The 18,607-nt window shown below is 37.9% G+C and carries 16 protein-coding genes and 2 rRNA genes; 1 reads left to right on the top strand and 17 read right to left on the bottom strand.

The features are described from left to right. Positions 1–622: 622 nt before the first annotated feature. From NKR20_RS00435 to metG, 3 genes are all read right to left on the bottom strand, one after another. Positions 623–1,828, bottom strand: coding sequence for a G5 and 3D domain-containing protein (locus NKR20_RS00435; protein WP_121215689.1), 1,206 nt, complete (start codon positions 1,826–1,828; stop codon positions 623–625). Positions 1,829–1,962: 134 nt separating this feature from the next. After that, complete coding sequence (locus tag NKR20_RS00430; RefSeq protein ID WP_253422739.1) at positions 1,963–2,733, bottom strand: TatD family hydrolase; 771 nt, start codon at positions 2,731–2,733, stop codon at positions 1,963–1,965. A 245-nt stretch (positions 2,734–2,978) separates the two neighbouring features. Then, positions 2,979–4,943 carry a methionine--tRNA ligase gene (gene metG, locus NKR20_RS00425; protein WP_253422735.1) on the bottom strand — a complete coding sequence of 655 codons (1,965 nt, stop codon included), beginning with the start codon at positions 4,941–4,943 and terminating at the stop codon, positions 2,979–2,981. 367 nt (positions 4,944–5,310) lie between these two features. Between metG and NKR20_RS00420 the strand changes: the two genes are divergently transcribed. Beyond that, complete coding sequence (locus tag NKR20_RS00420) at positions 5,311–5,589, top strand: AbrB/MazE/SpoVT family DNA-binding domain-containing protein (RefSeq protein WP_121215686.1); 279 nt, start codon at positions 5,311–5,313, stop codon at positions 5,587–5,589. A 72-nt stretch (positions 5,590–5,661) separates the two neighbouring features. On the opposite strand, the gene rsmI is transcribed toward NKR20_RS00420, so the two are convergent. The 14 genes from rsmI to NKR20_RS00350 all read right to left on the bottom strand — a co-directional run bounded on the left by rsmI (position 5,662) and on the right by NKR20_RS00350 (position 18,397). Continuing rightward, positions 5,662–6,537, bottom strand: a complete 876-nt coding sequence (rsmI, locus tag NKR20_RS00415; protein WP_253422732.1) for a 16S rRNA (cytidine(1402)-2'-O)-methyltransferase — start codon at positions 6,535–6,537, stop codon at positions 5,662–5,664. Then, entirely contained in the window at positions 6,518–6,793 is a 276-nt protein-coding gene (locus NKR20_RS00410) for a GIY-YIG nuclease family protein (RefSeq protein WP_253422729.1), read from the bottom strand. Before NKR20_RS00410 ends, rsmI begins: the two co-directional genes overlap by 20 nt. Beyond that, entirely contained in the window at positions 6,777–7,526 is a 750-nt protein-coding gene (locus NKR20_RS00405) for a tRNA1(Val) (adenine(37)-N6)-methyltransferase (RefSeq protein ID WP_253422727.1), read from the bottom strand. The genes NKR20_RS00410 and NKR20_RS00405 overlap by 17 nt, the downstream gene beginning before the upstream one ends. A 59-nt stretch (positions 7,527–7,585) precedes the next feature. Beyond that, a complete protein-coding gene (gene yabA / locus NKR20_RS00400; protein ID WP_121215682.1) occupies positions 7,586–7,951 on the bottom strand; it encodes a DNA replication initiation control protein YabA in 366 nt (121 codons plus the stop codon). A 28-nt stretch (positions 7,952–7,979) separates the two neighbouring features. Continuing rightward, positions 7,980–8,795: a PSP1 domain-containing protein gene (locus NKR20_RS00395; RefSeq protein ID WP_121215681.1), complete on the bottom strand. Its 816-nt coding sequence runs from the start codon at positions 8,793–8,795 to the stop codon at positions 7,980–7,982. Next, positions 8,788–9,792 (bottom strand): DNA polymerase III subunit delta', encoded by a 1,005-nt coding sequence (holB, locus tag NKR20_RS00390; RefSeq protein ID WP_253422725.1) that lies wholly within the window; start codon positions 9,790–9,792, stop codon positions 8,788–8,790. Before holB ends, NKR20_RS00395 begins: the two co-directional genes overlap by 8 nt. A gap of 88 nt (positions 9,793–9,880) precedes the next feature. Next, the gene (locus NKR20_RS00385; protein WP_121215679.1) at positions 9,881–10,321 is read right to left on the bottom strand and encodes a YaaR family protein; all 441 of its coding nucleotides are present in this window, start codon (positions 10,319–10,321) and stop codon (positions 9,881–9,883) included. Positions 10,322–10,337: 16 nt separating this feature from the next. Beyond that, positions 10,338–10,667: a cyclic-di-AMP receptor gene (locus NKR20_RS00380; RefSeq protein WP_121215678.1), complete on the bottom strand. Its 330-nt coding sequence runs from the start codon at positions 10,665–10,667 to the stop codon at positions 10,338–10,340. 125 nt (positions 10,668–10,792) lie between these two features. Then, on the bottom strand, positions 10,793–11,428 hold the full coding sequence (gene tmk, locus NKR20_RS00375) for a dTMP kinase (RefSeq protein ID WP_121215677.1): 636 nt from the start codon (positions 11,426–11,428) through the stop codon (positions 10,793–10,795). Positions 11,429–11,442: 14 nt separating this feature from the next. Beyond that, positions 11,443–12,870, bottom strand: coding sequence for an aminotransferase class I/II-fold pyridoxal phosphate-dependent enzyme (locus tag NKR20_RS00370; protein ID WP_121215676.1), 1,428 nt, complete (start codon positions 12,868–12,870; stop codon positions 11,443–11,445). A 108-nt stretch (positions 12,871–12,978) separates the two neighbouring features. Beyond that, the gene (locus NKR20_RS00365) at positions 12,979–13,686 is read right to left on the bottom strand and encodes an HAD-IA family hydrolase (RefSeq protein ID WP_301285870.1); all 708 of its coding nucleotides are present in this window, start codon (positions 13,684–13,686) and stop codon (positions 12,979–12,981) included. A gap of 103 nt (positions 13,687–13,789) precedes the next feature. Next, a complete protein-coding gene (locus NKR20_RS00360; RefSeq protein WP_253422723.1) occupies positions 13,790–14,998 on the bottom strand; it encodes an ISL3 family transposase in 1,209 nt (402 codons plus the stop codon). A 233-nt stretch (positions 14,999–15,231) separates the two neighbouring features. After that, positions 15,232–15,347 (bottom strand): 5S ribosomal RNA (gene rrf / locus NKR20_RS00355). A 132-nt stretch (positions 15,348–15,479) separates the two neighbouring features. Then, positions 15,480–18,397, bottom strand: a 23S ribosomal RNA gene (locus NKR20_RS00350). Between the last annotated feature and the right edge of the window lie 210 nt (positions 18,398–18,607).

Here is an 18,607-nt window from a genome sequence, read left to right as displayed (position 1 = left end):
CGTTCAGCTCTTGAAGGCACTGGAACCTTCCGACTAGCGTATTTATACGCGTAGGAGGAAGGTGAAGTGTCCGAAAGAGCTAGCGCCTGTAGCTAGACATTCAGAAAGGTGGAGAACGCTCGTTAGCTCTGACCACAACTGGAGGGGCTGACAAAAGGACGCTTTTTGTCCTTGCAGGCAGTTCCGAAGTTGACGAAGAGCTAGCGTTCGCAACTAGACATTAGAAAAGCGAAAGGCGCTCGTTCAGCTCTTGAAGGCACTGGCCGACAAAATGCCACATCGTGTGGCATTGTCGGCACTCGTACATCCATGTACTTCGGAACCTTCCGACAAGCGTATTTATACGCGTAGGAGGAAGGTGAAGTGTCCGAAAGAGCTAGCTAGCGCCTGTAGCTAGACATTCAGAAAGGTGGAGAACGCTCGTTAGCTCTGACTACAACTGGAGGGGCTTATTAAAAGATACTTACTAATATTTTGTATTAATATACTTTTCTGATTCCTGATTCCAACTATTATTAAATCGTTGTAAATATTATCCACATATTTTTATCTTTTTTCAGGGTGCAAATAATAAGAAAAAGAGCTCCCCTAACTAATTCATTAGGAAAGCTCTTTCTACACATTATTTTAAGATTTTAATACGAACTTTTTTACGTCCCCATTTGTTCGCTTCAGACTTTGATTGTACTAGTATGTCAATTTTTTTACCTTTAATTGCGCCACCAGTATCACCAGCTATTGCGTTACCATATCCTTCAACCCATACTTTTGTTCCTAATGGGATGACATTTGGATCTACTGCAATCACTTTTAAGTTTGAATTACTTCTTAAGTTAATTCCAGCTGCAGATGTACCCGAACACCCTTCACAGTATGGAGTATAAGCAGTTGCTGTTACATAAAACTCTTTTCCACTTGAAGCGGGTTCACTGCTTCCACGAGAAACTTTTGCTGTAACCACTTTTGAACCAACTGCTACTACTTTTGTTTTTGGCTCTTTAAGGACTTTTTCTGATTTTAAAACTTTTTCTACAACTTTTCCATTTTCTTTAATTACTTCATAAGTACGAGAAACTTTACCTTTCTCACCTTGAGATACTACTTTTTCTTTCCCTTTAAGTAAAGAAGAGTCTGATTTCGTTTCGACTGCGAAATCTATAGATTCTTCCACTACATCGGTAACTTTTTCTACACGAACTATTGTGACTTTATCATCTGGAGTGATTACATCTTCCAAATCCTTTTCAACACGATCAAATTCATTAAGTTGAATTCCCTGTTGTTTTAAAAAGTTAGCGACCGTAGTCGAAGTGGACCAAACTTGTCTTTTATTTTTCCCATCGACAAGCGTTAACTGAAACGCCTTTTGAATATCGATTTTGTTAGTCTCGCCTACTTCAGTATCCAAAGCGACTGATACAATATCATGCTCTGTAACTTCGATATTTGCTTCTTCCAAAATGTTCTTCGCAATTTTTTCAGTTGTCCAAACTTTTGACTGATTTCCGTCAACTGAAATTGTTACTTCTCTAGCCTGTTCCCAGTTAATCGTCATTCCACTGACGATTTCTGAATTCAGTGAGGGTGTTACTTTATCATATTTTGATATCTCAAGACCTTTTTCATCAAAAAGATCCTCAACAGTTTTTGCATGGGTTAATAATTCTTCTTCTACTCCATTTGCATTTACAATTACCGAAGATTTGGTTCCTTGATAAATGACAAATGCTATAACTGAAACAAACACGACTAGTGACAATACACTAACCAGTGTTTGCTTACGCCTCAATGAATCTGAGAACAAGTTTTTCATGGATATTTTTGACATGAAAAAACGCCTCCTTGACACTCGTTGGATTATACGGACCTTTCATACAACCTGTCAACCTATTTAATTTATTACAAAATTGTCCATCCTTCAGTAACCCTTTCTTTACGCTGTTTCGGAGACGTTTTGGGAAATTATTCTTTTATATTAAAAAATCTAACAGCATTTGAAGTAGTAGCCTGTGCAACTTCCTCTACAGTAAGCTCTTTTTGTCGAGCAATTTCCTCAGCAACAAGTGGTACATATGACGGTTCATTACGCTTTCCACGATAAGGATGTGGTGCAAGGTAAGGTGCATCCGTTTCAATCATCAAGTATTCTAACGGAATTTCCTTTGCGACCTCTTTCGGTAAGCGAGCATTTTTAAACGTAACTGGTCCTCCAAGGCTGATCATAAAGTTCATAGCAATACATTCACGGGCAGTTTCAACACTTCCACTGAAGCAATGCATTACTCCGCCAACAGACGCTGCATTTTCTTCACGTAAGATTTTAACTACATCTCCCGTTGCATCACGGTTATGAATTACTATTGGTAAGTTCAATTTTTGCGCTAAATGAATTTGTTTACGAAACAGTTCTTGTTGAACTTCTTTCGGGGATTTATCCCAATAGTAATCTAAGCCTGTTTCGCCAATCGCAACAACTTTTTTATGAGCGGCAAGCTGTTCAATCCACTGTAAATCTTCTTCTGTACAGTCAATTGCATCAACTGGATGCCACCCGATAACCGCATAAATAAAATCATAGGTTTCTGCCAAATTCATTGCTTTTTCAATTGTTTTACGATCAAACCCTACAACAACCATTTTTTCTACTTTTGCTGCTAATGCTCTATCAATTACTTGCTGTAGATCTTCTTCATATTGGTCTGCGTTTAAATGGACATGTGTATCTATAAACATTTGCTTTCAATCTCCTAGTCAATATTTTATGGAAAAGTAATATTTCATAGTTAACATCTACATTACAGAAAAATTACATACTATAAAGTTTTGTGACATTGAACTTATCTGTTTTTGTCGAAATTAGTAGTTTTTTCCCATAGTAATTTATACCATGTTAATTTTAGTTATAATAAAATAGTTTTTTCGTCTTAGAATTGAGCGTTAAAAACCTGTTGAACAAAAAGTCCAACAGGTTAAAAACTTTATTTCACTTTTGCACCATTTGCAAGTTCCTCATTTACTGTAGCTAATTTTAAAATGCCATCATGAGATCCTGCTAAAATCATCCCTTGAGAAAGTTCTCCGCGAAGTTTTACAGGTTTTAAATTTGCAACAACGATTACTTTCTGACCTATTAACTCATCAGGTTTGTAATGTTGGGCAATGCCTGATACTACTTGGCGTTGTTCGTACCCTAAGTCTACTTGTAGTTTTAATAATTTATCCGCTTTAGGTACTTGTTCACAAGCAATGACAGTTCCTACTCTTAAATCGATTTTAGTAAAATCATCAATTGTTATTTCCGGAACTTCTGGTGCTTGTACATCTGATTTTTTCTCTTCTTCTTGAGGTGTTTTAACTGATGAACGCATTTGTTCACGAATGTATGATACTTCTACTTCTGCATCTAAACGTGGGAAAATCGGTACACCTTTTTCTACCACTTTTACATTCCTTGGAATAATATTTCCGAATGTTTCAATTGTTTCCCACGCTAATAAACTTTCATTTAATCCCAATTGTTCAATAATTTGTTTTGGTGCTGTTGTCATAAATGGCTGTAACATAACTGCAATATGACGTAAACTTTCTGCCAAGTTTGCCATTACAGCTGCTAGTTTTGATTTATTTTCCTCATCTTTAGCAAGTACCCATGGCTGAGTTTCATCGATATATTTATTCGTACGGGATACAAGAGACCATAAATCAGCTAAAACTACGCTAAACTGCATTTTCTCCATATTTTGTTCATAAGCAAGTTTAGTTTGTTTCGCATGAATTTTTAATCCAGCATCAAATTCTGTTTCTTCAAGATTTTGAGTCGGAATAATTCCGTCAAAATATTTATTCATCATTGACACTGTACGATTTAATAAGTTTCCAAGGTCATTTGCTAAATCGAAGTTCGTTCTTTCCACAAAAGATTCTGGTGAAAATACACCATCTGCTCCAAAAGGTAGTTCGCGCAGTAAGAAATAACGTGTTGCATCTAACCCATAACGTTCAATTAACATTTCTGGGTATACAACATTTCCTTTAGATTTCGACATTTTCCCGTCTTTCATCATAATGAATCCATGGGCGAATACTTTCTTCGGTAATGGTAAATCTAATGCCATTAAGAAAATTGGCCAATAAATTGTATGGAAACGAACGATATCCTTACCAACGACATGAACATCTGCAGGCCAATATTTATTAAACAATTCTTCATTATCAGATCCATAGCCTAATGAAGTAATATAGTTCGATAATGCATCAACCCAAACGTAAATGACATGCTTTGGATCACCTGGGACTTTAATTCCCCAGTTAAAGGATGTTCTTGAAACAGAAAGATCTTCTAATCCTGGTTTAATGAAGTTATTAATCATTTCATTCTTACGTGACTCTGGTTCTATAAATTCGACATTTTCTTCATAGTATTGAAGAAGACGATCAGCATACTTCTTCATATTAAAGAAGTACGATTCTTCTTTTACTTTGTGAACTGGGCGTCCGCAATCAGGACAATTACCGTCAGCTAATTGGGTTTCAGTATAAAAGGATTCGCAAGGTGTACAATACCAGCCTTCATATTCTCCTTTATATATGTCACCATTATCTAAAAACTTTTGGAAGATTTTCTCAACACTTTTTATGTGACGTTCTTGAGTAGTTTGGATAAAATCATCATAAGAAATATCCATTAATGCCCAAAGTTGTTTAGCTGCATCTGCAATTTCATTAACATATTGTTGTGGATGTTTTCCAGCTTCTTCAGCTTTTTCTTGGATTTTTTGACCGTGCTCATCCATTCCAGTTAAAAAGCGTACATCGTAACCTCTTAAACGTTTGTAACGCGCCATCGTATCTGATGCCACGGTTGTATAAGCTGTTCCAATATGGAATTTTCCACTTGGGTAATAAATAGGGGTTGTTATATAAAATGTTTTCTTTTCACTCACGCAAAACGGCCTCCAATTGTCAACTGTATAGTTTTTATTGTAACGAAGTAAGAAATTTGTTTCAATGAAAGAATATTATTACAGGATTTTATCAGGAATAAACATTAGGGAATATATGTTATTTTATTACAACTATTTATCTAATTGTGACTGTCAATAATAAGATTCTCTATATTTTGTCATATTTATAATAAATTTTTGAATTATTTCACTGATTTTCAAAACAATTTTACGTCATTAATGCTAAATAATTGACGTTTATGGCATTACTTGGTATCATCTTATTCAGACAAGTATTATGTGTCGAAATTTGACGAAAATGAAATTTAATTTATATTCTACTAAAAAACAGGAGGCAAATATTGTCATGAAATCAACAGGTATCGTTCGTAAAGTCGATGAATTAGGTCGTGTGGTAATTCCTATTGAGCTACGTCGTACACTTGGTATTGCAGAAAAAGATGCGTTAGAAATTTACGTTGATGATGATAAGATCATACTTAAAAAATATATGCCAAATATGACTTGTGCAGTAACTGGAGAAGTTTCAGATGAAAACTTCCGCTTAGCTGGAGGTAAATTAATTTTAAGTCCAGAAGGCGCAGAAATTTTAATGCGTGAAATCCAACAACACTTTAAAAAATAATTAAATAAGGGTAGGTTATTTAAAGCAATTTTTAAATAACTTCCCCTTTTTTAATACTTTAAAAACATTCTTTTACTCTTGATGATATTGTTGATACACATCACGTTTTGCTAGTCCACGAATTTTCGCAACTTCTTTAATGGCTTCTTTAGAGTTTATCGACTTTTCTTCTATTAAATAATCGATATGTTCAATTACTGAGAGATTTGTCCAATATGCTTCTTCTTCATTCTCAGCTTCCCCATTTGGGTTTCCTTCTATAATAATGCAAAATTCCCCGCGTATTTCATTTTCGTTAGCCCATACATTGGCTTCTTCAATTGTACCGCGCAAAAATTCCTCAAACTTTTTTGTTAATTCACGAGCTAATGTAATTTTTCGATTTCCTAAAACAAGTTCCAAATCTTTTAATGTTTCCTTTAGTCGGTGTGGCGCTTCATAGAAGATTATTGTTTCTTCTCTTCTTGCTAATTTCTCTAGTTGTTGTCTTCTTTCCTTTTTATTACGATTCAAGAAGCCAAAAAAGTAAAAAGGTTGTGGTGTAATGCCAGATGCAATAAGTGCTGTTAAAGCTGCATTTGCACCAGGGACTGGAACGACTGCAAAATCTTCTTCTATTGCTTTTACGACAATATCAGCTCCTGGATCTGATATACAAGGTAGTCCTGCATCACTAACTAATGCAACTGATTTTCCTTGTCGAAGAAAACTAAGAATTTTCTCCCCACCATGCTCTAAGTTATGCTCATGATAACTAACAAGGGGCGTATCTATTTCAAAGTAATTACATAGCTTCTTTGTATTACGTGTATCTTCTGCTGCAATAACATCCACTTCTTTTAAGATTCGAAGAGCACGAACCGTCATATCTTCTAGGTTACCAATTGGTGTGGCAACTAAGTAAAGGCAGCTAGTTAATTCATGTTGACTACTTTTTTGTGATTTCATTATTTCCTCCGATATATTTTAATTTTTCACTTCGCTTTAGTTGTTTAAATGCATATTCAGCTCTCATTGCTTCTTGCTTTGTTTCATAAGTTTCATAATAAATACATTTAACTGGTCTACGGGCTTTAGTATATTTAGCCCCTTTTCCTGCATTATGAGTAGCGACCCGTTTATCTAAATTATTTGTGTAGCCAGCATATAGAGTGTTATCTTTACATTCAAGAACATAAAATATATGTTTATTGTTGCTCTCCATACAATATTTCACTCACTTCTTTTGTATATTCATTGTTGTCATCATATACAAATAATGGAGGCAACACCTTTAAATCTGGTTTTCCATCTTTGATTCCTTCTATTAATAAAGTATTCGCTTCTTTCCCTAGTTTCGGGTAAACCAAGCGAAGTCGTTTTGGCTCTAGTCGATGTTTTCGCATAGATGTGACAATATCTAATAATCTCCCTGGACGATGAACAAAGGCAGCTTTACCACCTTGTTTTAATAGTCTACTTGCAGACTCGATGGCCTGATCTAATGTTAAGTGTAACTCATGGCGTGCAATTGCATAATGCTCACTTAAGTTTTTATCACTCATTTCATGGGCTAAAAAGTAGGGAGGGTTACACGTGACAACATCATATTTTTCAATTCCGAGTGTGGCTGGAATTTCCTTTACGTCTCCTTGAATCATTGTGATTTGTTCTTCTAGTCCATTGTATCGTACACTTCTGACAGCCATATCATAAAGTCGCTCTTGCAATTCAACTCCTATTATCTCCCCTTTTGTACGCGCACTAAGAAATAGCGGAATTACTCCGTTACCAGAACATAAATCAACAATTTTCCCTTTATTTTTTGGTACACTAACAAATCTTGATAACAGTACTGCATCTAATGAAAATGAAAAAACGGAGGGACTTTGAATGATTCGCAAATCTTCTGCTAATAAGTAATCAAGCCTCTCATCATCTTTTAACCATTGTTCCATCCATAATCCTCCCTCAAAACAAAAGACTGAAAACCACCTTTGTGGCATCAGTCTTAATGTTAACCATTTTGTTTATTTAAAAAAGAAAGGCAAAACAAGCAATCTTCCCCTTTACGTGAACTTCCAAAGTGTACATGACACACATGGAAACCTTCTTGGTAAAGACGTGCAAGGTTATCGTAGCCTTCTCCAATATCTAATAAACTAACCTTCCCTGTGTTAGTAGTCTCATCTTGGGTAGGATTCTCTTCTTCCCCCATTAGTTCCTCTAAACGTCGACGTAGGTGAAGGTTTTCCGTCTGAATTGCCTGATGTTCTTCAACCATATGTGCAACATACTTTTTTAAATCGTTATATTGTTGCTGTAGCAATTCGAGCTGTTGTTCGAATTCCATAACAGTATCTAAGAAATTTCGGTCCTTCACGAAAGATCCCACCCCACTTGCGTTTTCTCTATATCAAATTTTTCTCGTATTCAAGGATTTCATCTAATGTATATTCAACCGTGCGTTCTTGTTCTTGTAAATAGACTTGGATTAGTCGTTCCAATACATTAATGCCTACAACTTTACCAATTCCGTCTGGTGTCATTGTACCATCCCCGATATCTGGCATTCCTTCTTTTGCCGTTTCATAATCGTCATTTTCGTATTTTAAACAACACATTAATCGACCACAAAGTCCGGAAATTTTCGTAGGATTTAATGATAAGTTTTGATCCTTTGCCATTTTGATTGAAACTGGATCAAAGTCCCCTAGAAAAGTTGAACAGCACAGCATTCGACCACAAGGACCAATTCCCCCTAGCAGCTTTGCTTCATCACGAACACCAATTTGACGTAATTCAATTCGGGTACGGAAAATCGAAGCTAAATCTTTTACTAGCTCACGAAAATCGACACGACCTTCAGCAGTGAAATAAAAAATGATTTTATTTCGGTCGAATGTATATTCAACATCCACAAGCTTCATATCTAAGTTGTGCTCACTAATTTTTGCATTCGCTAATTCATAAGCTCGTTGTGATTCCTGTGAGTTTTCCTCAACTTGGATTCGATCACGTTCATCAGCAGGGCGTAATACTTGTTTTAAAGGTAAAACAACATCATTTTCTCCTACTTGTTTCATCGGAACGACAATCTTTCCATATTCGACCCCTCTTGCTGTTTCTACTATGACATATTGTCCCTTCTCAAGTAGAAATTGACCAGGATCGAAATAATATATTTTACCCGCTTTTTTAAAACGGACTCCGACTACATTATACAAATGTATACCCCTCCTGCAGATTAAGCATCAACTGCTCCATCATAAGCGTGCGATTCATGTTACGTTGTAGATTTTGCCTTGCTTCTAATACGGATTGCATTTGATGCGATAATCGTTCATATGTCGTATTTAGTGCATGCTCTCTCCAACTTTGTAACATGTCTGGATATGTACAACTGGCTTCCGGATTAGCTTTTATAGCTACAATATCACGATAAGCAAACAGTAGTAAATCTAACGCTTGCTCGATTTCATTCTTTTCCTTGAATGAAGATAGCCATTCTTCATAGATTACCAATAATGCTTCATGAACATTTTTTCTGACTATCTCTACTAATTTTAACACTGTTTTTCGAGCATGTGCAAACTGCTCGTCATTTGCTAAAGAAATTGCTGTTTCAAGATTATTTGTTAGCATACTAACAGTAGATGCCATCGATAATGTTATACCTTGTTCTTGCAATTGCTTCAACAAAATTCCTCGTGGGATATTATAAAATTTCACATGCTGGCAACGGGACTGAATGGTAGGTAAGATGGCCTGATAGTTTTCCGTCAGTAAAATTGCCGTTACGTCCCCCTCAGGTTCTTCTAAAAATTTTAGTAACGTATTTGCAGAAGAAGTGTTTAGGCGATTAGCATGATGAATCACGTAAATTTTTCGTCCTTCTTCTATACTCGTTTTAGTCATAGCAGAAATAAGGTCACGAATTTGGTCAATTTTAATGAATTGCCCATCTGGTTCTAGCTGTTTCACATTCGGATGATTTCCCGAAACAATTCTTTTACAATTTCGACATGTTTCACATGGAACATTTTTCGACGGGTTAAGACACAAAAGAAGTTTTATGAAGAATGTTGCAATTTGTTGTTTTCCAGTTCCTTTTGCTCCATCGAAAATATAAGCATGGGCAGTTCGATTTTTTTCATAAATTGTTTGAAGTTGTTTCATCACTACAGGCTGTAAAACCTTAAGCTCATCTATATTTCCTTCCACTTACTTCACCTTTTTCTTAAACAAATTTAAAAAAAGCGAACCGCTTTTAGAAAAAACCCCGTGTCTTATGCTTTTTATAGACACGGGTTTACATATATAAGTTAATGAGTAATCCTTTAATTTCACCAATTCGATCTAATAATTCAATTGTATCTTTTTCCTCGTTTAAGATCTCTTGTGCAAGTTCTACTAAATGCTCATCAATTGTTTCAACAATTTTCAAGCGACGCCCTTCACCGAAGCGATTCCAAGTATGAGATTGTTTCATATCCAATCCATATTCGACAGCTTCTTGCAAAAATCGTTTAATGAGCATTTTAAAACGAGCAAGTTCTCTTAAATTTCTGGACCTTGCAACTCGGTCTCCTGCTGCAGAAATATCACCAAGCAACCTTGTTAATTGCTCTGTTTGTAATTTCGAACCCTGTTTAACAAGTATTTCGCCAAATCGATTTTGTGATTGGTTTGGTTGTTTTAACTCCTTGTGGTTCGTTTTTAATCCAACTCGTAGATCTTGATTTATCTTCAATTACCTTTCGCCTCCACTAAAAATGGTGGAACTGTTCAATTGGTAATACAAAAACGGTAGCTCCTCCAACTTCAACTTCTATAGGGTATGGGATGTAAGAGTCAGCATTACCTCCTAGTGGTGATACAGGTGAAACCATTTGTTCACGGGAACGGCAGTTATCCTTAATAATATCAAGTAATTGAGGTATTTTAGAATCCTCAGTTCCTACGATAAACGTTGTATTCCCTGAACGAAGGAAACCACCAGTACTTGCTAACTTAGTTGCACGGAAATTATTTTTCGTTAAAGCGTTAGACAAACGATTACTATCCTGATCCTGAACGACTGCAACAACTAACTTCATCTGCACTCACTCCCTATATTTAATTAATTTAGTAGCATATAAATTTTATCCTACTAAATAAACTTACGTTTACTAACTGTTGAATTGGTGTTTCTATTATAACATACATTTATAGCCTACTTCATTTACTTTCGAACTACCAACTCATATAAAATCTCCCATACTTCATCTATCACTTTCTCTACTGGTTGTTCTGCATTTACTACTTTAATTCTATTTGGATACCTTTTTATTACTTCATAATAACCTTTTCTTACTTTTTCATGAAATAATAAGCTTTCGTTATCAAGTCTATTCACTTCACGTTCATTATGTGCATGAATTCGAGCTAGTCCAACCGCAGGATTTATATCAAAATAAAAAGTTAAATCGGGCATCCGCTTTCCAATAGCAAATTCATTAATGGATAATACTTCATCGATACCAATTCCACGGGCATACCCTTGATAGGCTAATGATGAATCGATAAAGCGATCACATAAAACATGTTTTCCTTCCTTTAATGCAGGCTCGACCTTTTCAAAAAAATGCTGACTTCTAGCTGCAGCATATAATAAGGCTTCTGTTCGTTCATCGATAGCTGTATGAGCTGGATTTAAAATAATTTCTCGTATTTTTTCAGCAATTTCAATACCACCAGGTTCTCTCGTTCCTAACACATCAATATTTTGCTGTTGTAATCGTGCTATGATTTTATTAATAACAGTGGTTTTTCCCGCACCTTCTGGACCCTCAAATGTGATAAATAAATTGTTTTTCATTTTTATTCCTCCGACTATGACTTTATTACATATATGAGTTTTTCTTTTAGTCGGTGTTCACCTTGGAAATCTGCACCTACCGCAAGTAACTCCTCTAGCTGACTTAATTTTGCAACGGTTATTTTTTCTCCCGGTACTAGTAACGGTACACCAGGTGGATAAGGTATTAACATGCTAGCTGCAATTCGTCCAAACGCTCTCATATATGGAATCCATTCTTTTTCAAGTTGTTCCACTTCATCATAGGAATATTCAGGTACTGTTACAGTTAACCAATCTGTTGTTGGAATATCTGTTAATGTATGACCTAATCCTTCTTCTTTCTTCAATTCTGCCAACGCTTCTTTTATCCGAATACGTGCCTCTGCGAAAGGAAAGACTTGTCCTTGTTTTAATAATGGTAAAATGACTAACACTTGATAAACATCAGCAAGTTCCACATATAATCCTTGAGTTTCCAAGGCGTTTTTCAATTCAAAACCAGTATATCCAGGCATGCGTAAAAGTAGTTTTAACGGATCATCTACTTCCACTACTTCTAATGGATGAAGTGATCGTAAAGCGTCAATCCATTGATTTCTTTTATCCATTAAATAAACCGCATCGTGTTCTAAATAACTACCTATGTATTCCCGAGCATCGTCTAAAGAAGCCAGTAATAAATAAGATGGACTACTTGATTGTAGCATTCTTAAATATCGATTTACTTTTTGTACATCTATAAGATTTGATTTAACATGCATGAATGAAGCCATTGTCATAGCTGGTAACGTTTTGTGAGCAGATTGTACAACAATGTCTGCACCTAAACTTAAAGCAGAAGGAGGAAATAATTCGCTTCCAATTAAATGTGCTCCATGGGCTTCATCAATCAATACTGGCACCCCTTTTTCATGACATATATTGATTTGCATTTGAAGTTCTTTTGAAGTAACTCCATAGTATGTTGGGTATGTTAATACTACAGCTTTGACATCAGGGTAAAGATGTAACGCTTCTTTTAATGTTTCGGTAGGCACCCCCCCTGCAGTTTTGGTATTTTCATCCCATTCAGGGGCAATAAATATTGCTTTTGCTCCTACTAACTCTAATGCATGGAAAATTGATTTATGGGCATTTCTTTGTACGATGATTCTGTCATTACGTTTACATGTCGCATAAATCATTGCTAAGTTCCCTACTGTAGAACCATTTACTAAAAAGAAACTTCTGTCGGAATCATAAGTTTTTGCAAGCAATTGTTCTGCCAATAAGATTGCTTCCTCAGGATGATGAAAATCATCTAATCCAGTAAGCTCTGTTAAATCGTATGTCAGTGCTGCTTTCAATTCCTCAGGTAATGTTGATAATAGTCCGTTCTTATGCCCCGGTACATGCATAGATTGGGGTTTCTTTTCTACAAACCTTTGTAGAGCTTCAACTAAAGGTTGCTCCCTTTTCATCGACTCACTCCATTTTTTGTTTTCATAATTACTATTATAGCTTTGTGTGACATGCTAATCCAATGGTATAAAAAAAGGCATATCGAAATTTCGATACCCCTTCGTATTTTATTTAATTATATTTAAAATCTCTTTCGGTTCGGATACTGTATAATCTGGTTTGCTATTTTTGACTACTTCAAAAGCATCGTATCCCCATTCAACCCAAATTATCTTTATTCCAACTTTCTTACATGCAACAATATCTCGATCTTCATCACCTACATAAATGACATCAGTAGATTTTAATTGATGATTTTTTAAAAATCGCTGAATAATTTTATCCTTTCCAAAAACTCGACTAGAACAAAGAATTTCAGAAACATTATTTATCTGCTGTCTTTTTAATAACGCTTCAATATTTTCCTTTGCATTTGAAGAAATTATGGCAATGTTATATCCATTAACGTTCAATTGTTCAAATAAATCTTTTATTCCCTTAAAAAGTTCTACTTCTTCTAGAGACTTTTTATATGTTTGGTAAAACAGTGGCATTACAATCGGTAATTTGTATAAAGGAAAGTCAAAACGTTTACTTCGTTCATTCATCGTAAGCTTTTTTATCTCATCAATTTCACTTTCGTCCACCTTTTTAAACCGATACTTTTCTGCAATCGTATTCCAGGCCTCTAATATTGCTAACTTTGAGTCAACAAGTGTTCCATCAAAATCAAATATCACATACTTCACAAATTCCCTCTCCCCATTAAATAATTTCCCCTCTTTATTCCCCAGCTTTTTTAATGCTTTGATAATGTTATGGAATCCTTCATACATATACTATTCATAACGCTGAAAAACAGCATTAGGTTCTAATATATATTAATTTTTCGGTTCTTAGTCAAATGTTGGGGTGATGTGTTCTTGCACGTCACCCTTGTTAACCTAAATGAACCCCGATTTCTTTATATAAATCATTTAATAAAATCTTTGCTTTAAAATGCTTAAAACTTCTAAAACCATAAGCATTTCGTTTCATTACCTTCGATTTATTATTAATGCCTTCTAGAAATCCATTTGAATACCTAAAACTAAAGCTATTCAAGATCTCTACTTGCCAATTCTTAAAAGTTTGAATCGCTTTTATGAATGCTGGAATCTTTGCTTCTTCTACCTTACGGTAAAAAGCTTCTAATCTCTTTTTAACTTCTGTTATATCATCAGTTGTTTTTGCCCAATCAAACCATTTACAATAGGCTTCCTTAAGTTCATAGGCTTTTCTCAATTCACTAGACATCCCTGTATAGCGTCTTAAATACCAGCGATTCTTCTCTGTTAACTTATCAAACCGTTTATATAAGACATGGCGCATTTTCTTACACTTTTTACGATCATAAGGATGCCATTCTTTCTGCACTTTACGACGTACTTCATCTAGTGCCCAATAAATATAACGAGAAAAATGGAATCGATCTGCTACGATAATGGGGCGATTTAATGCTTTTCTAACAGCTGCCTTAAAACTTGGATTCATATCCATTACCACTACTTCTACAGCTGCTCCATATTTCATTAAATAATCCTTAATCGTTTCTTTGCGTCGATTTGGTAAAATATCAATCGGTTCGTGTGTTTCAGCGTTCGCAATAATTAGTTGATAGGTCCCTGCATCGGTATCTCCCTTATATTCATCGATTGCAATACATTTCGGTAAATGTACTCCCTCTTTTAACTGTTCTTTTACAACATTTTTAAAGCGACGAATTACAGTTGAACTAGATGTTCCAAGGACTTCTGCAGTTTCCTTAAATGTCTTTGCTTTTACTGAACGAATTCCAACAACTTGGTTCCATTCTTTTGAGTAACGTTGATATTTATCCACGAAAGGGGATTTTTCTGAGAAGCGTTTTCCACATTCGCATACATAACGACGGCGTTTATAAAAAAGGATAGTTAATCTTTCAAACCATTTTAAATGCTTAATTTTTTGAACTCGATAATCATGAATTTTAGAGGTCATTCTCTTACAAACTGGACATTGATGTTCTTTCTTCGGAAGCGACACGTATAAAGCCACACGGTCTCCAATCTCCTCCATCTTATGAATTGTTACATCTTTTAATCCTGGTATATTCATGTTAAAATTCATATTGCACGTATCACCTTTCATAACTTGTTTCTCGTCAATTCAAGTATATCGAAATCGGTGGTTACGTGCTTTTTTATTGTCAAAAATTGTAGTAAAACCCCAACAAATATTATAGAACCAATTTTTCAAACTATAAATTTCACTATAGAAAACTTACTAGTATTCTATAAAAATTGATTAACTTTTTCCAAATACAAAAAACCACCACTAAATAATAGTGGTGGTTTTTATTTGCCTAGCAACGTCCTACTCTCACAGGGGGAAGCCCCCAACTACCATCGGCGCTAAAGAGCTTAACTTCCGTGTTCGGTATGGGAACGGGTGTGACCTCTTTGCCATCATCACTAGACTTGTACAAGGATGTACTGGCTTCGCCGTTGCAACATGGATGTTGCGCTCTTAGGCGAAGTTCCTATTTCATTGTAGAGAGCTTGTTCTCTCAAAACTGGATAAAGACATTGACTAACGACCATTCAAGTTAGTGGTTAAGTCCTCGATCGATTAGTATTCGTCAGCTCCATGTGTCGCCACACTTCCACCTCGAACCTATCTACCTCATCGTCTTTGAGGGATCTTACTTACTTACGTAATGGGAAATCTCATCTTGAGGGGGGCTTCATGCTTAGATGCTTTCAGCACTTATCCCGTCCATACATAGCTACCCAGCGATGCCTTTGGCAAGACAACTGGTACACCAGCGGTATGTCCATCCCGGTCCTCTCGTACTAAGGACAGCTCCTCTCAAATTTCCTACGCCCACGACGGATAGGGACCGAACTGTCTCACGACGTTCTGAACCCAGCTCGCGTACCGCTTTAATGGGCGAACAGCCCAACCCTTGGGACCGACTACAGCCCCAGGATGCGATGAGCCGACATCGAGGTGCCAAACCTCCCCGTCGATGTGGACTCTTGGGGGAGATAAGCCTGTTATCCCCGGGGTAGCTTTTATCCGTTGAGCGATGGCCCTTCCATGCGGAACCACCGGATCACTAAGCCCGTCTTTCGACCCTGCTCGACTTGTAGGTCTCGCAGTCAAGCTCCCTTGTGCCTTTACACTCTACGAATGATTTCCAACCATTCTGAGGGAACCTTTGGGCGCCTCCGTTACCTTTTAGGAGGCGACCGCCCCAGTCAAACTGTCCACCTGACACTGTCTCCTACCCCGATAAGGGGTACGGGTTAGAATTTCAACACAACCAGGGTAGTATCCCACCGACGCCTCCCTCGAAGCTGGCGCTCCGAGTTCTCTGGCTCCTACCTATCCTGTACAAGTTGTGCCAAAATTCAATATCAGGCTACAGTAAAGCTCCACGGGGTCTTTCCGTCCTGTCGCGGGTAACCTGCATCTTCACAGGTACTATAATTTCACCGAGTCTCTCGTTGAGACAGTGCCCAGATCGTTACGCCTTTCGTGCGGGTCGGAACTTACCCGACAAGGAATTTCGCTACCTTAGGACCGTTATAGTTACGGCCGCCGTTTACTGGGGCTTCAATTCAGAGCTTCGCTTACGCTAACCCCTCCTCTTAACCTTCCAGCACCGGGCAGGCGTCAGCCCCTATACGTCACCTTACGGTTTTGCAGAGACCTGTGTTTTTGCTAAACAGTCGCCTGGGCCTATTCACTGCGGCTCTCTTTCGAGAGCACCCCTTCTCCCGAAGTTACGGGGTCATTTTGCCGAGTTCCTTAACGAGAGTTCTCTCGCACACCTTAGGATTCTCTCCTCGACTACCTGTGTCGGTTTGCGGTACGGGCACCTCCCGCCTCGCTAGAGGCTTTTCTTGGCAGTGTGAAATCAGGTACTTCGCTCTTAAAGAGCTCCCCATTACAGCTCAACGTTACAGGAAGCGGATTTGCCTACTTCCACGCCTTACTGCTTGGGCGTGCACAACCAATCGCACGCTTACCCTATCCTACTGCGTCCCCCCATTACTCAAACGGCGGGGAGGTGGTACAGGAATATCAACCTGTTGTCCATCGTCTACGCCTGTCGGCCTCGACTTAGGTCCCGACTAACCCTGAGCGGACGAGCCTTCCTCAGGAAACCTTAGTCATACGGTGGATGGGATTCTCACCCATCTTTCGCTACTCATACCGGCATTCTCACTTCTAAGCGCTCCACCAGTCCTTCCGGTCTGACTTCAACGCCCTTAGAACGCTCTCCTACCACGTGCATCTTAGATGCACATCCACAGCTTCGGTGAATCGTTTAGCCCCGATACATTTTCGGCGCAGCGTCACTCGACCAGTGAGCTATTACGCACTCTTTAAATGATGGCTGCTTCTAAGCCAACATCCTGGTTGTCTAAGCAACGCCACATCCTTTTCCACTTAACGATTACTTTGGGACCTTAGCTGGTGGTCTGGGCTGTTTCCCTTTTGACTACGGATCTTATCACTCGCAGTCTGACTCCCGTGTATAAATATCTGGCATTCGGAGTTTGTCTGAATTCGGTAAAGCGAGATGCCCCCCTAGTCCAAACAGTGCTCTACCTCCAGTATTCTCATCACGAGGCTAGCCCTAAAGCTATTTCGGAGAGAACCAGCTATCTCCAAGTTCGATTGGAATTTCTCCGCTACCCACACCTCATCCCCGCACTTTTCAACGTGCGTGGGTTCGGGCCTCCAGTGAGTGTTACCTCACCTTCACCCTGGACATGGGTAGATCACCTGGTTTCGGGTCTACGACCACGTACTCTTTCGCCCTATTCAGACTCGCTTTCGCTGCGGCTCCGTCTTCTCAACTTAACCTTGCACGTAATCGTAACTCGCCGGTTCATTCTACAAAAGGCACGCTATCACCCATTAACGGGCTCTAACTACTTGTAGGCACACGGTTTCAGGTTCTATTTCACTCCCCTCCCGGGGTGCTTTTCACCTTTCCCTCACGGTACTGGTTCACTATCGGTCACTAGGGAGTATTTAGCCTTGGGAGATGGTCCTCCCGGATTCCGACGGAATTTCACGTGTTCCGCCGTACTCAGGATACACTCAAGAGAGAATGGACTTTCGATTACAGGGCTTTTACCTTCTATGGCGGATCTTTCCAAATCGCTTCGCCTAATCCATTCTTTTGTAACTCCATATAGAGTGTCCTACAACCCCAAGAGGCAAGCCTCTTGGTTTGGGCTATTCCCGTTTCGCTCGCCGCTACTCAGGGAATCGAATATTTTCTTTCTCTTCCTCCAGGTACTTAGATGTTTCAGTTCCCTGGGTGTGCCATCATGACGCTATGAATTCACGTCAAGATACTGCTCCATTACGAGCAGTGGGTTCCCCCATTCGGAAATCTCCGGATCAAAGCTTACTTACAGCTCCCCGAAGCATATCGGTGTTAGTACCGTCCTTCATCGGCTCCTAGTGCCAAGGCATTCACCGTGCGCCCTTAATAACTTAACCTAAAAGTTAGTTACACTTCTCAAACAGAGAAGATTTTAAGAACTTACAATAAATTACTTGAATTTTGTTTGTTGCTATCAATGTCGTTTTATCCAGTTTTCAAAGAACAATATAAAGAAAGTTCTATTAATGTCTAGCTCCAAACACCAGCTGACACGTCTACTTCAGTCTTTCGTGCGAAATGCAAGCATTTCTACTCAAGACTTCCAG

The organism is Ureibacillus endophyticus (assembly GCF_024159215.1).
GTDB classification, from domain to species: Bacteria; Bacillota; Bacilli; order Bacillales_A; family Planococcaceae; genus Ureibacillus; species Ureibacillus endophyticus.
Note: the sequence above shows the minus strand (reverse complement) of the source record. Positions and strands in the feature narration are given on the sequence as shown.